The sequence below is a fragment of the uncultured Polaribacter sp. genome, from assembly GCF_947497695.1.
Taxonomy (GTDB): Bacteria; Bacteroidota; Bacteroidia; order Flavobacteriales; family Flavobacteriaceae; genus Polaribacter.
The window spans coordinates 290,173-305,490 of sequence record NZ_CANMHM010000003.1 but is presented as its reverse complement, the minus strand read 5'-3'; the positions used below and the strand labels follow the sequence as shown (position 1 = coordinate 305,490).

The 15,318-nt window shown below is 28.4% G+C and carries 12 protein-coding genes; 5 read left to right on the top strand and 7 right to left on the bottom strand.

Going from position 1 to position 15,318, the window contains the following annotated elements; translation table 11 throughout:
• Positions 1-3: 3 nt before the first annotated feature.
• From Q0731_RS05655 to Q0731_RS05640, 4 genes are all read left to right on the top strand, one after another.
• Positions 4-849 (top strand): phytoene/squalene synthase family protein, encoded by an 846-nt coding sequence (locus Q0731_RS05655; RefSeq protein WP_299061064.1) that lies wholly within the window; start codon positions 4-6, stop codon positions 847-849.
• Between the two features lie 428 nt (positions 850-1,277).
• Entirely contained in the window at positions 1,278-1,829 is a 552-nt protein-coding gene (locus Q0731_RS05650) for a LysM peptidoglycan-binding domain-containing protein (RefSeq protein WP_299061061.1), read from the top strand.
• A 353-nt stretch (positions 1,830-2,182) separates the two neighbouring features.
• Entirely contained in the window at positions 2,183-2,854 is a 672-nt protein-coding gene (locus Q0731_RS05645; RefSeq protein WP_299061059.1) for a Crp/Fnr family transcriptional regulator, read from the top strand.
• A gap of 76 nt (positions 2,855-2,930) precedes the next feature.
• The gene (locus Q0731_RS05640; RefSeq protein WP_299061058.1) at positions 2,931-3,827 is read left to right on the top strand and encodes an anti-sigma factor; all 897 of its coding nucleotides are present in this window, start codon (positions 2,931-2,933) and stop codon (positions 3,825-3,827) included.
• A 206-nt stretch (positions 3,828-4,033) separates the two neighbouring features.
• Here Q0731_RS05640 and Q0731_RS05635 read toward each other — a convergent pair whose 3' ends face one another.
• Together Q0731_RS05635 and Q0731_RS05630 are read right to left on the bottom strand one after the other, a co-directional pair.
• Positions 4,034-5,224 carry an aspartate aminotransferase family protein gene (locus Q0731_RS05635; RefSeq protein ID WP_299061055.1) on the bottom strand — a complete coding sequence of 397 codons (1,191 nt, stop codon included), beginning with the start codon at positions 5,222-5,224 and terminating at the stop codon, positions 4,034-4,036.
• Between the two features lie 2 nt (positions 5,225-5,226).
• A complete protein-coding gene (locus Q0731_RS05630) occupies positions 5,227-6,828 on the bottom strand; it encodes an OstA-like protein (protein ID WP_299061052.1) in 1,602 nt (533 codons plus the stop codon).
• A 266-nt stretch (positions 6,829-7,094) separates the two neighbouring features.
• Between Q0731_RS05630 and Q0731_RS05625 the strand changes: the two genes are divergently transcribed.
• Positions 7,095-8,894, top strand: coding sequence for a hypothetical protein (locus tag Q0731_RS05625; protein ID WP_299061049.1), 1,800 nt, complete (start codon positions 7,095-7,097; stop codon positions 8,892-8,894).
• Between the two features lie 78 nt (positions 8,895-8,972).
• Here the strand turns inward: Q0731_RS05625 and Q0731_RS05620 are convergent, their stop codons facing one another.
• From Q0731_RS05620 to ppgK, 5 genes are all read right to left on the bottom strand, one after another.
• Positions 8,973-10,244: an adenylosuccinate synthase gene (locus Q0731_RS05620; RefSeq protein ID WP_299061046.1), complete on the bottom strand. Its 1,272-nt coding sequence runs from the start codon at positions 10,242-10,244 to the stop codon at positions 8,973-8,975.
• 80 nt (positions 10,245-10,324) lie between these two features.
• Positions 10,325-10,771: a transcriptional repressor gene (locus Q0731_RS05615; protein ID WP_299061043.1), complete on the bottom strand. Its 447-nt coding sequence runs from the start codon at positions 10,769-10,771 to the stop codon at positions 10,325-10,327.
• A gap of 74 nt (positions 10,772-10,845) precedes the next feature.
• Positions 10,846-13,065, bottom strand: a complete 2,220-nt coding sequence (locus Q0731_RS05610) for a RelA/SpoT family protein (RefSeq protein WP_299061040.1) — start codon at positions 13,063-13,065, stop codon at positions 10,846-10,848.
• 207 nt (positions 13,066-13,272) lie between these two features.
• Complete coding sequence (locus Q0731_RS05605) at positions 13,273-14,505, bottom strand: M48 family metallopeptidase (protein WP_299061037.1); 1,233 nt, start codon at positions 14,503-14,505, stop codon at positions 13,273-13,275.
• A gap of 63 nt (positions 14,506-14,568) precedes the next feature.
• Positions 14,569-15,318 (bottom strand): polyphosphate--glucose phosphotransferase, encoded by a 750-nt coding sequence (gene ppgK / locus Q0731_RS05600; protein WP_299061034.1) that lies wholly within the window; start codon positions 15,316-15,318, stop codon positions 14,569-14,571.

The following is a 15,318-nucleotide window of genomic DNA, read 5'->3' as shown; positions in this document are numbered from 1 at the left end:
TAAATGAAAGAATTATTCGATATAGTTTCTAATGATTGTAGCAAATTGGTTACCACCAAATATAGCACATCCTTTTCTTTAGCTGTTAAAATGCTATCAGAAAATATTAGAAAAGATATTTATAATATTTATGGTTTTGTCCGTTTTGCCGATGAAATTGTAGATACATTTCATGATTTTGATAAGGAAACCCTGCTTTTAAAGTTTGAACAAGATTATTACGATGCTGTTAAAAGCGGAATTAGTTTAAACCCTATTTTAAACTCTTTTCAGCAAACGGTTAATAGATATAACATTCCCCAAGAAATGGTAGATGCTTTTCTTAAAAGCATGAAGGCAGATTTATACAAAACAGAATATCAAACTAAAGAAGAATATGATGCTTACATTTATGGTTCTGCAGATGTTGTTGGTTTAATGTGTTTAAAAGTTTTTGTAAATGGTGATGATGATAAGTTTAACGAATTAAAAGATGCAGCAATGCGTTTGGGTTCTGCTTTTCAAAAAGTCAATTTTTTACGTGATTTAAAGGCAGATTATGAAGTGTTAAATCGTTCTTATTTTCCTAATGTAGATTTAGGTAAGCTAGATGCAAATTCCAAAAAAATAATTATAGACGATATAGAAGCAGACTTTGATTTTGCTTACAAAAACGGAATTTTAAAGTTACCTGTAGAAGCAAAATTTGGGGTTTATATGGCTTATAGATATTACAGAAGGTTGTTAAAAAAATTAAACAATGTTCCTTTTGAAGATATTATGGATACTAGAATTCGTATCTCTAATCCTATGAAAATAAACTTATTAGCAAGAAGTTATGTAAAATACAAATTAAATATTATTAAATAATTTATAATTTTAATTAACTTATTGTATTTGTTACAAATTTTAAAAAATACTAAATTGTGTATTTTAATAAATACCATATAAATTCAAAATCCCTATCGATTTTTAACCTCAAATAACATTTTTTTCATTAGAATAATATAAATTTTTACATTTTCATTTTGTAAATTATAATTAATTTATTTTTTTTGTTTATATTTAAAGATATTATAAAATTAAGTTATAAATTAATTAAGACTGAATGTATTAAGTATAAAATTGAGTGAAAAAATCACTACAAATACTTCGTTCTTTTTTAATCTAAAATTTTTATATTAAAAAATAGCGTCATAAATTGCGAGATAAATATTAAAATTAATATTAAAATCACTTTGACGTTAAAATAATATTAAAAACGGCATCATTTATTCAATAATTACAAATTTTAAAATATGAAAAAAATAATTACTTGTATATCTATTATCATTTGTTCATTAAGTACTTTTTCTCAGGAAAATAGTGGTGATGAATTTTATGAAGTTATTTTAGAAGGCCAAACTGCTTATGTAAATATTAAAACAGGAGAAATTGTAGAGTCTATTCCTGAAAATTCTAAACAGAAATCTTATAGCCCTATTGTTGCTGCAAGCCCTAGTCATAGTAATGCTGTAGATGCAACTAGTGATAATTTTCATATTGTAGCAAAAGGAGAAACTTTTTTTTCAATTTCGAGAAAGTATGGCATTTATGTAGGAGAATTAAAAAAGCTAAATCCTAATATTGATTATGGTTTGATAAAAGTAAATCAAAAAATTATACTAAATAATGGTTATGTTAATGTAAGTTCTAACTATAATGAAAACTCTAATGAATATGTTGTACAAAAAGGAGATACATTGTTTAGCATATCTAAAAAATTAAACGTTTCTATTTACGATTTAAAAAGATTAAATAGCTTAGGTTCAAACATCATATATGAAGGTAACACTTTGGTAATAAGATAATAAAAGTAATTTTACACAATATATTTAAGCCTTTTAAGTTGATATACTTTATCAATTTAAAAGGTTTTTTTATTAATAAGTTTTAAATTGGTTAATATCAGTCCAAAATATTTTTTTCTCTTTTGATTTAAAAATATTCTTCAAAAAACTAACTTAAATTACGTGTTAAAAACATCTATTTTTAATAGTTCTTAACAAACACTCTAGTTGCCAGTTTACAAAAACAAAACTTTATCTTTCTCACTTTATTTTTTAACATTATTATTGTTGATAAAATTACTTTTAAATTAAGTTTTGTTTGTAAGAATATAGATTTTATAGAGACTTAAAAAGAACAATTTAAATTAAAAAAAATGAACTCTCTTTGGTTTTTTGATAACGTAAATTTATTCAATCTTATTTGTCCTCATAAATTTAAAAAGCATAAAAAATGTCACACTTTTGATGCTTATAAAAAAAGCGATTATATCTATTTTGAAGAAGATTCAGCTAGTAAGGTCTATTTAATAGAAAAAGGAAAAGTAAAGCTTGGTTATTATACAGAAGATGGTAATGAAGTTGTAAAAGCAATTCTTACCAAAGGTGAGTTGTTTGGAGAAAAAGCAATTTTAGGCGAAGAAAAAAGAAATGAATTTGCACAATCTGTAGATGCATCCACTTCAATTTGCCCAATAGGAGTGGAGACAATGCACGATTTAATGAGAGATAATAAAACCTTTAGTTTAAAGATTTATAAATTTCTTGGTCTTCGTTTTAAAAAATTAGAAAGAAGGTTACAACTTATTTTATTTAAAGATACCAAAACTCGTTTCTTAGAATTTATGAAAGAATTATGTGAAGAATTTGGACATGATTGTGATAAAACAGGAGATAAAGTAATAGAACATCCTTACACACAAAAAGATATTGCCTCATTAATTGGCACTTCTAGATCTAACTTAAACGTTTTAATGAACGAGTTAAAAGAGGAAAATTTAATCACTTTTAATAGAAAAGAAATAAGATTACTTCAAAATATTGCATAAGTGTTCGCTAGCTAACATTTTGTTACTCTTTTAACTGCTAATTTTGTCATCAACATTAACATAAATATTAATAAAGATGAAAAAAATTTTAAATTTAGCAATCGCATTTACATTTGCAACATTATTTGTAGCATGTAATGATAACGACGAAACAGTAGCAACCACAGGAAGTTTAACAGTAGACTTAACAGGCCTAGAAGCATTAGGTTCTAATTACGTTTATGAAGGTTGGTTAATTGTAGATGGAAGTCCAGTAAGTACAGGTACTTTTACAAGCGTATCTTTTCCACAAAGCTATACTGTAGCTATTAGTGATTTACAAACTGCTTCAAGGTTTGTATTATCTATTGAGCCAGCAGGTGAAACAGGAGCAGCAGCATTAGCACCAGCAGATACTAAAGTTTTAGCAGGAGATTTTTCTGGAAATACTGCAAGTGTTTGGGTTGCCCCAGTAACTACAGATGCCAATAATTTTAATGATATTTCTGGAAAATTTTTCTTAAGAACTCCTACAGATGAAGTTGCAGGTTCTGGAAATAACGGAAATGATGCTTATGGTATTTGGTTTGGAACTCCTGGAGCACCACCAACAGAAGGATTAAGTTTACCAACATTAGCTGCTGGATGGAAATACGAAGGTTGGGTTGTTGTAGATGGTGTGCCAATTTCTACAGGAACATTTACAAGTACTACAGATAGAGACGATTCTAACGGGTTTAGTGGAACGCAAAGTAATGCTGGTCCTCCTGTTCCAGGAGAAGATTTTTTCTTAAATGCACCAACAGGAGTTACTTTTCCTTTAGATGTTAGAGGTAAAACAGCTGTAATTAGTATAGAACCTTCTCCAGATGATTCACCTGCACCTTTTGCTATAAAGCCTTTATTAGGTGTTTCTGGTCAAGAAACTGCACCAACAACACACGCATTAAATAAAAATTTATCTACACTACCAAAAGGGACTGTAACTAGATAATTTAACTAAAATAAGATAAAATCTACTATTTTGTTAATGGTTGATTGAATCTAAGGGTAATTCATAATTTATGAATTACCCTTTTTAGTTTTTTATAAATATATAATCGATATAGATTAAAATGACTGCTTTATTACTTGTTTAAGAAGTGTTTTTGGTTGATTCTAATAAACTAATGCAATGGAAAATAAAGAAAAAAGACGTCTTTATTTTTTTTGAATACACATATCTTCAATACTCTTTAAAATAATTTTACATCCTTTTATAATTTCGTTATCAGAAATTGTGAGTGGTGGTGTAATTCTCATCGCTTTGCCTTCAAAAAGTAAAAAGAATAAAATTAATCCATTTTCTAAACATTGATGAATCACTTTTACGGCTAAATCTGGAGTTTCTAAAATTGCTGCTAACATCAATCCTTTTCCTCTAATTTCTAAAATTGCAGGATGGTTTAAATGTTTTTTAATTAATTTTTCTTTTCTAAGTGTATCCTTAATTAAATGAGTCTTTATAATTTCTGTAACAGTTGCCAATCCTGCAGCAGCAATTACAGGATGACCAGCAAATGTAGAAATATGTCCTAGTTTTGGGTTGTTTTTTAACAAATTCATCAACTTAAAATTGGCAATAAAAGCACCAATTGGCATTCCTCCACCCAAACCTTTACCAGTAATTATAATATCTGGAGTAACATTGTAATTTTCAAATCCCCAGAAAGTACCTGTTCTTCCAATTCCTGTTTGTATTTCATCTAAAATTAAAAGTGCACCTACTTGATCACAGCGTTTTTTTACTTTTGATAAAAAATTATTTGTTGGCTCAATAAAACCAGCTCCTCCTTGTATGGTTTCTAATAGTACAGCAGCCGTTTTTGTTGTTATTTTCTCTAAACAGAAATCACAATTAAAAGCTATAAACTTTGTACCAGGTATTAAAGGTCTAAAAGCAGCATTTTGTTCTTCTACTCCAGATACACTCATTGCACCCATTGTATTGCCATGATAAGAGTTTTTGGCAGCAATAATTTCTGATCTTTTTGTAACTCTTTTCGCTAATTTTAAAGCACCTTCTGTAGCTTCTGTTCCAGAATTAGTAATGTAAACTGAGTTTAAGTTTTTAGGAGAATTTTCTACTAATAATTTGCACAATTCTACTTGTGGTTGCTGAATAAATTCTCCATAAACCATTACATGAGCATAAGTATCTAGTTGATTTTTAATAGCTTTGGTAACTTTTGGATGATTATGACCTAAACTATTTGCAGAAACACCCGCAACAAAATCTAAATATTTTTTACCAGAAGTATCATAAATATAACTCCCTTTGGCTTTAGAAATTTCTATAGCAAGTGGGTGAGGAGAGGTTTGTGCCTGATATTTAAAAAAATCTTTTTTCAAGCTTATTTATTTTGAGTAGAAATATTTGAACTTTCTAACTTTTGATTTTTTTTGGTTTTTGCAACTAATTTTTCATCAATAATTGCTGAAGATTTAACTTGTTTTGCACTTTCTTGTGAAGGAACCTTTTTTTTATCATCTTTAATAAAAATATCCTCCTTCTTTTTAGGTTGTTCATCTTCTCGCCAAATAAATCCATTTAGTTTTTTAACATCATCAGGTAATTTTGATGGAGGATAGGTATTTCCATCAGATTCTTTTAAATACTTAATAGTACTAATTTGGCCTTCTTCTAAAGTAAATTCTATATTACTAGAGCCTTCTTTTGTAATCGTTTCTAAAACTTGGGTTTCTTCATTTCTATTAAAATAAACAGATTCTGCATTGCCTTTTACTAAAAGTAAATGCAATTTATTATCTCTAAATTTACCAAACATATTTCTACCTTTTATTTGATTGAAATCGATGTTAGAAATAGAATCTATTGAAACGATAAATGAATTGTTTAACACTTTTAAAGAATCTAATTTTTCTGTTTCAATATTTGATGTTAAGTGAATTGTATCCCCTGTTATTTGGTTTCTATCAGACCAAATTACAGGGTTTTTAAACATTTTTGTAATTCCTGTTGCTTTGTTTGTGTGAATAGAATCGCATTTTCCTTGTAAATCAGATTTAAAAATTTTTACATGATGAAAAGTTCTTACAATTCTTTCATCAGGTTTACCTGTTACTAAAATAGTATCACCATGAATAAAGGTAGAATCATTATCTACAATTGAAATGGCAACCGCTCTTTTTATAATATATAGAGAATCTTTTAGTTCAAATATTTCTGCATAGTTTCCTTTTGTAATAAAGTTTTGAACAGTATCTATTACTTGTATATTGTTGGTTGCAGATGCAAAGCCTTTATTTTTATCATAATACAAACTATCACCTTCAATTGTTCTTTCTTTTAAATAGAGTTTTGCGTTTTTTACAAAGTGAGAAATATCTGTTTTTGTGTTGTAAAACCCTTTTTCACAATAAATTCTATTCGCATTTTGAGTATTTGTAATTGTTGATGGTCCATATAAATAAGTAAGACCAGAATTTGTATAATAATCTAAATGATTCGATTCTAAGTGATGTTTTGGGTTTACTACTGTAACTCTTGTAGTTGCTGTAAACTTTTTATCTTCTAAATAAAAGTTTCCGTTTTTACTTTTTAAAGTATTTGTTTGGTCTTTTATGGTAGCGTAACTTCTATAATATAACTTTTGATTTAATCGATCAAAATGCAATGTATCTGTAGTTAAAGTCATTGATGGGTCTTTTAAAACAACATTTCCCCAAGAAAGTGCTTGTTTAGAATTTGCATCATAATCTGTATAATCACTAGTCTGTGTAATGGTATCTCCTTGTTTTACAAGTACATTACCAATCGCTTTAAAAAAGTTTTTGTCTTTGTAGTACAATGCTTGTTGACTTGTTAATACAATTCCATCATGCATCATTTTAACATTACCAATTAACAGTGTTGCCCCAGGATATTTTTCTTCATCAGCATCTTGTAGTTCTGCATAATATTCTATTTTTCTCTTTTCTTGAGAAAATGACATAAACGAAAAAAAAATCAGCAATAAAAAGAATACTTTATTCAAGATGATAAATTTTTAGCAAAAATAATCAAAAGAAAATGGCTAGCTATTAAAGAAAAGTGAAATTTATAGGTAATTTAATTCTAGTGGGTTTATATATGAATAACCAAAATATGTTTGTTAATTAACTTTAGTGTAAATCATTTAATTTAAGATGATAATAATCATATTTTTAAGTTTTTTAAAGAAATACATTGCGTGCTTAATTAAAAAATTAGTTAAATTAAATGACAAAAAAAGCACATTCGTTTCATATTCCTGTTATGGGAATTGGTTTTACAATAGATTCTCCATTAAAAGTAGCACAGTTTGGTATCGATTCTGTTGTTTCTTTGGTTGATGATATCCTTGTAGAAAAAATGCGAAAATTATATAGTGAAAAATTTGAAATTCCCTACAAAGAAATCTCAGATAAAGTAGATGATTTTAGAGCAAAAAGAATCACATCCTATTTAAATTTATTACACGATCAAACTGAAAAAAAATTTAATCAATTAAAAAATAGTACTTCAGAAAAAAGTAAAGCTCTAAAAGAATATATGGATATGTTGCCAGAGTATTCTTCCTTAAAAAAAGAGTTTTTAAAATTGATAGAAGAAAAAGTTGATTTTTCTATAATTAAAGATTGGGTGCATAAAAACTTATCAATAGGTAGTATTGATGTGAATATTATGACCAAAATTGATAAAGGTAATTACCTTAATAAAGAATTATTACCTATAGAATATAATGATGCTCATGCAGCATTAAGAGGATTTTCTGAAAGTAAATTATCTTCATCATTAATACTTTCTGCAGGGATGAATCCAAGATTGTATACTTATATGAGTAGTTTTGATGATTTTTACCCAGATGAAAATGGAAATATTAAAAAGAAAATTATTTTAAAAGTAAGTGACTATAGGTCTGCATTTATTCAAGGAAAATTTTTGGCTAAAAAAGGCTTGTGGGTTTCAGAATACAGAATTGAATCTGGTTTAAATTGTGGGGGACATGCTTTTGCAACCGATGGTTTTTTAATGGGGCCAGTTTTAAAGGAGTTTAAAGAAAATAAAGAAACTTTAATCAATCAAACGCATCAGTTAATGCTGCAAGCTTTAAAAGATGCAGATAGAGCTTTACCAAAAAACAAATTAAATTTAAAAATAACAACACAAGGAGGAGTAGGTACTGATGAAGAACACTCTTTTTTGATGGAAGAATACCAATTAGACTCTGTAGGTTGGGGAAGTCCTTTTTTATTAGTACCAGAAGCAACAAGTGTAGATGAAAAAACAATGAATCAATTGGTAAATGCAAAAGAAAAAGATTTGTACTTAAGCAATAGCTCTCCTTTAGGTGTTGCTTTTAACACTTTAAAAGGAAATACAAAAGATGTGCATAGGCAAAAATTGATAAACAAAGGAAGACCAGGAACTTCTTGTCCGAATAAATTTATTCAATTAAATTATGAATTTAAAGAAACTGGTTTGTGCACAGCTTCAAGAGAATATCAGCATTTAAAGTTAAAAGAAATTGATGCTTTAGAAATTTCATCCGAAGAAAAAGAAAAAAGAGTAGAAAAAGTAACCGAAAAATCTTGTATTTGTGTTGGTTTAGGTACATCAACCTTAATACTTAACAATTTAAGTACCAAAAAAGTAGGTGATGGGGTTTCTGTTTGTCCTGGACCTAATATGGCTTATTATGATAAAATAATTAGTTTACGTGGAATTACAGATCATATTTATGGCAGAAAAAATATGATTACAAGAACTGACAGACCTAATGTATTTGTGAAAGAATTATCGCTTTATATTACTCATTTACAAGATAAAGTAGAAGAATTAAAACTACATTTTGATAAAAAGCAAGTAAGAGGTTTAAAGAAATTTAAGAATAATTTAGAGGCGGGAATTAGTTATTATAATGAAATTTTTGAAACTCAAAAAGAGTTTTTTGTATCTCAAAAAGAAACGCTATTAAAAGCATTAGAAACTGAACAGCATAAATTAGCTTTAATTGGTTTGGAAATAGAACAGTTTTAAGTAACTATTTTTAACAACATAAAAAAAGCATCTTTCAAATGAATGAAAGATGCTTTTAAATTCTATAAAAAAATAGATTTATCTATTAATTGTTTGTTTTCTATCAGGTCCAACAGAAACAATGGTAACAGGTACACCAGTTTCCTTTTCTATAAAAGCAACATAGTCTAGTAAATTTTTAGGTAATTGATCTGCAGCAGTCATTTTTGTTAAATCATCTTCCCATCCTTTAAATTCAGAATAGTTTACAGATACATTTTCTGGTTCAATGTTGTAAGGTAAATGACTAATTTCTTTTCCTTTGTAATTATAAGATGTACATACTTTTAAGGTGTCAAAGCCAGATAAAACATCTCCTTTCATCATCATTAATTGTGTAACACCATTTACATCAACTGCATATTTTAGGGCAACTAAATCTAACCAACCACAACGTCTTGGTCTACCTGTTGTAGCACCAAATTCATGACCAATTCTTGCCATGTCTTCACCATCTTTATCAAATAACTCAGTAGGAAAAGGACCAGAACCAACTCTAGTTGTGTAAGCTTTAAAGATTCCAAAAACTTCACCAATTCTGTTTGGTGCAACCCCTAAACCAGTACAAGCACCTGCAGCTGTTGTGTTAGAAGATGTTACAAAAGGGTAGGTACCAAAATCAATATCTAACAAAGAGCCTTGAGCACCTTCTGCTAAAATTGTTTTTTTATCTTTTATAGCTTGGTTTAAAAATTCTTCACTATCAATAAAAGCTAAGGTTCTTAATTTGTCTATTCCTCTACAAAATTCTGCTTCTAATTCTTTTAAATCATATTCTACTTGAACATCAAAGAACTCTAACATTTTTAGATGCTTTTCTGTTAAAGCATCATATTTTTCTTTCCAGTTTTCTAGTTCTAAATCTCCAACACGCATTCCGTTTCTACCTGTTTTATCCATATAAGTTGGACCAATACCTTTTAATGTAGAACCAATTTTAGCTTTACCTTTAGAAGTTTCTGATGCAGCATCTAACAAACGGTGTGTTGGTAAAATTAAATGTGCTTTTCTAGAAATTAACAATTTAGAGGTATAATCTATGTTGTGTTTGTCTAGATTTTCTAATTCTTTCTTAAAAATAACAGGATCAATAACCACACCATTACCAACTACGTTTAAAGCTGTTTTATGAAAAATTCCTGAAGGAATTGTATGTAAAACATGTTTATGTCCATCAAAAATTAGAGTGTGTCCTGCATTTGGTCCACCCTGAAAACGTGCAATGATGTCGTAATTTTTAGTAAGTACGTCTACTATTTTACCTTTTCCTTCATCTCCCCATTGCAATCCTAGTAATAAATCTACAGCCATTTTGTAATTATTGTGTAATTATTTAATTGTTTATTCGTTTAATTATTTAAATGTAAGCAAGGGAGCATGCTCCCTTGTTGTTATTTATTTTTTTTTGTTCCGTAAAAATAGAGTGAATGACTATGAATATCAATTTCAAAAATATCTTCTATGGTTTTTTTAATTACTTGTATTCTTGGGTCGCAAAATTCTTTAACATCCCCAGAATCTGTAAAAATAACATGATCGTGATTTTTATCAAAATAACTTTTTTCATAACGTGCCATTGATTGCCCATCAAACTGATGTTTTCTAACCAACCCACAATCTAAAAGTAAATCTATGGTGTTGTAAAGTGTAGCTCTACTAACTCTATAATTTTTGTTTTTCATTTTGATGTATAAAGATTCTATATCAAAATGTTCATCAGATGCATATATTTCTTGAAGAATAGCATAGCGTTCTGGTGTTTTTCTGTGCTTATTTTCACTTAAATAGGTAGTGAAAACTTTTTTTACTATTTCTTGATTTTCAAGAGAATTACTCATTTATAATTGATTTAAAACAAAAAACAAATCTACATTTATTTCTTAATAAATAAACACTTTTAATCAAATGATATTTATAAAGTATTAACACGTTCTACTTTTTTAACACCTTCAATTTTATTAAGGTTTTTTATTAACTTGTCTAACTGCGAACTGTTTTTAATACTAATAGATATTTTACCATCAAAAACGCCTTCATTTCCTTTAATATTCATGCTGTTAATAAAAACACTCATATTGTTAGAAATGGTACGTGTTACATCATTTGCTAATCCTTGATTGTCTACCCCAGAAATATGCAATATTACTTTAAAGTCTTGCTTTGTAGAGTCAATCCATTTTGTTTGCAGAATTCTGTAGGCATAGTTAGATTGTAAAGAAATTGCATTGGGGCAGTTCATTTTATGAATTTTTATCCCGTCATTAATTGTTAAAAAACCAAATACTTTGTCTCCTGGTATTGGGTTGCAGCATTTAGATAGCTTATAATCCAATTTTTCTTCTTCCTTACCAAAAACTAAGGCATCATATTTATCACTAACTTCTGTTGGTTCATTACTACTTTTTTCAGCAGTATTTTTTCTTAACTTTGTTTTAAAGAAATTTAAAATTTTACTATTACGTTGAGATACAAAGGCTTTTAACTGTGTATTATCTATGGCTCCATTACCAATTCTAAAAAATAAATCGAAACTAGTTTTTAATTTAAAATAGTTAACTAATTCATTGATATTTTTTTCATTAAACGCAATTTTTAAATGACGTAATTTACGCATTAAAACAGCTTTTCCTTCTTCTGCAATTAATTTTTGTTCTTCATTTAAAGCAGCTCTAATTCTTGCTTTTGCTCTTGCTGTAATAACAAAATCTAGCCATCTTGCATTGGGTTTGTTTACAGAACTGGTAATTACTTCTATTTGATCGCCACTTTTTAGCTGATGGCTCAAAGGCATTAATTTACCATTTACTTTAACGCCTCTACATTTTAAGCCAACATCTGTATGAATAGAAAAAGCAAAATCTAAACCTGTAGCATTTTTTGGCAACGATTTTAAATCGCCTTTAGGTGTAAAAACATAAATTTCTTTGGCATATAAATTCAGTTTAAAATTTTCTACAAAATCAACTGCATTTAAACTTTGCGTTTCTAGGGTTTCTTTTAATTTATTTAACCAACCTTCTAAACCACTATCTTCACTTTCTCCTTGTTTGTATTTAAAATGAGCAGCATATCCTTTTTCTGCAATTTCATTCATTCTACTAGAGCGAATTTGAACTTCTACCCATTCAGAACCAGGACCAACTACAGTAATATGCAAAGCTTCATAACCTGTAGATTTTGGTTGAGAAATCCAATCTCTTAAACGCGTTGGATTGGGTTTAAAGTAGTCTGTAACGATGGTGTAAATTTTCCAAGCATCAAATTTATCATCTTCAGAGCTAGGATTGTAAATAATTCTAATTGCATATTTATCATATACTTCTTCAAAAGTTACATTTTGACTAATCATTTTTTTTCGAATCGAATAAATAGACTTAAAACGTCCTTTTATTTCATAATCGAAATTTTCTTTATCTAAACCAGCTTTTAAAGTTTCTTCAAAACGCTTTAAGTAGTTTTGTTGATCTTCTTTGCTCTCTTTTATTTTACTAAGAATACCAAAAAACGCTTCTGGTTCTGTATATTTTAGCCCTAAATCTTCTAATTCTGTTTTTATATTATACAACCCTAATCTATGTGCCAAAGGAGCATAAATGTATAAAGTTTCTGATGCAATTTTAACCTGTTTATAACCAGGCATTGCATCCATAGTTTGCATATTGTGCAGTCTATCTGCAATTTTTATTAAAATAACTCTCACATCATCATGTAAAGTTAAGAGCATTTTTCTAAAATTTTCTGCTTGTATAGAGGCATCTTGCTCTTTATTTAAGCGAGATATTTTGGTTAAACCATTTACAATTTTTGCAATCGTTTCCCCAAAAAGATGCTCCATATCTTCTATGGTATACTCTGTATCTTCTACAACATCATGCAATAGGGCAGAAGCAATAGAAACAGCATCTAAACCAATTTCATAGGCAACAATTTTAGCCACAGCAATTGGATGATAAATATAAGGTTCCCCTGTTTTTCTTCGTTGCTTAGAATGTGCATCAAGAGCAATCTCAAAGGCTTTTCTTATCAGTTCTTTATCTTCTTTAGATAAAACCTCATAAGTACCTTTTAACAAATCTTTGTATCGTTTTGCTATTTCTTTATTCTCTTCTTCTATGTTTATAATATACTTCAAATGCAGGTTTCAAATTAGTGTGAATTACTAAGTGAAAGTAGTAATAAGTATTTGAACCAACAAGTATTTAAGAGGCTAAAATTGATAAAAAAAGGGCTGTTATTTTAAATTATAAAGCATTTTTTATGAATGAAATTACATTTAAAACATTTGCCACAAATTTACCAATTATTCATTTTGTGATAATTAGTCAAATTAGAGTTGTTTTTAAACTTCTAGATGCTCAATTCTTTCCAACAAAGTTGGATGTGAATAATGTGCAAAAACATACGCAGGATGAGGCGTTAAGTTACTCAAACTATTTTTAGATAGTTTTTTAAGTGATGTTACTAAAGCATTGCCTCCAAAAGTTTCTTTGGCATAATTATCTGCCTGATACTCAAATTTTCTAGACATATAATTCATAAATAAACCCGTAATTTCTGAAATTGGCGAATATAAAATGCCAAACGCAATTAAACCGATATGAAAACTAGGAATAGAAACCCCTAAAGCTTGTGATAAAAGAGGGGAATTGACAAATAATGATAAAATAAACAACGTTAAACCTGTTAATAAAATGGACGAAACAAGGTTAAAAATAATGTGTTTTCTTTTATAATGACCCACTTCATGAGCTAAAACAGCTACAATTTCATCGGTTTCTAAATCGTTTATTAAAGTATCATATAATGTAATTCTTTTTTGAGCACCAAAACCAGAAAAATACGCATTTGCTTTTGTAGAACGTTTTGAGCCATCAATTACAAAAATATTATTAATAGTAAAACCAACCTTATCAGCATATTTTTCTATGGCCGATTTTAATTCGCCATTTTCTAACGGACTTTGTTTATTGAATAAAGGTACAATTAGTTTTGCATAAAATAGATTCATAAATAAAGAAAAAACGGCGACTAAAATCCAAGCATAAATCCAGAAATTTTCTCCTGTAAATTGATAAAACCAGATGATTAAAGATAAAATTCCACCACCTAAAATAGCACTCATTAAAGTGCCTTTTATTTTATCTAACCAAAAAGTTTTTTTGGTAGATTTGTTAAAACCAAACTTTTCTTCAATCACAAAAGTACTGTAATAGGAGAGAGGAGTTGTTAATATTCCAGAACCTAACATAATAATGCCAAAGAAAATAAGAGCCACTAAAATAGGATGATTTGTATAGCTTCTTGCAAAATCATCTACATATTTAAAACCATCCAACAGAAAAAACAGTAATGTTAAAATTGTTGAAAAGAAAGAGGTAATGTTAGAAAATTTTGCAGTTGTCTTTTTATAGGCTTGAGATTTTTTATATGCCTCTTCATCATAAACATCTTTAAGTTTTTCTGGTATTTCAGCATCAAAACGTTTTTGATTTAAAGTATCTAAAATTTTATCAACTATAAAACTGATGATTAAGATTGATATTATTATGTAGAATAATGTTGTTGGTGTCATTTTTATGATATTTTCAATAAATTATAAAAGCTACAATAGTAAGTTAAATTAAAGACACATTAGTTATTTCTTACCCTTTTTACCTGCATAAATTGCAGCACCCACAATACCTGCATTGTTTTTAAATTGAGCCACTTCAACTGGCACATCTACTGTAAAATGTTCTTTAAATTGATCGAATTTTTTACTAATTCCTCCACCTAAAATGTACATTGAAGGAGTGTGTAAAATTTTAACATGATTTAGAAAAACATCAAACCTTTTAGCCCACTCTTTGAGTGATATTTGGTCTCTTTTTCTTGCAGAATCTGCAATAAATTTTTCTATAATAATTCCATTTGTATGGTAAATATGGCCTAATTCTACATTAGGTATCAGTTTTCTTTTGTAAAAAAGTCCAGAGCCAATTCCTGTTCCAATGGTTATCACAAAAACCTTTCCTTTTACGCCTTTTCCTGCTCCAAATTTCATTTCTGCAACACCTGCTAAATCAGCATCATTACTTACATAAAATTTAATTCCATCACATTCTTTTTTAAAGAGTTTATCAACCTTAACATTTAACCATTCTTCACTTAAATTACCATGATGTTTGCATTGTCCATCAACAATAATGGTAGGAAAACAACAACCCACAGGTCCTTTCCAATCAAAATGATGTACCAATTCTTTTACAACTTTAGCCACTGCTTTTGGTGTAGCAGGTTTTGGGGTTGCAATTCTGTATCTTTCTGTAAGTAATTTTCCGTTTTTTGTATTTACAATTGCCGCTTTAATTCCTGTTCCTCCAATGTCAATTCCTAGTACTTTCAT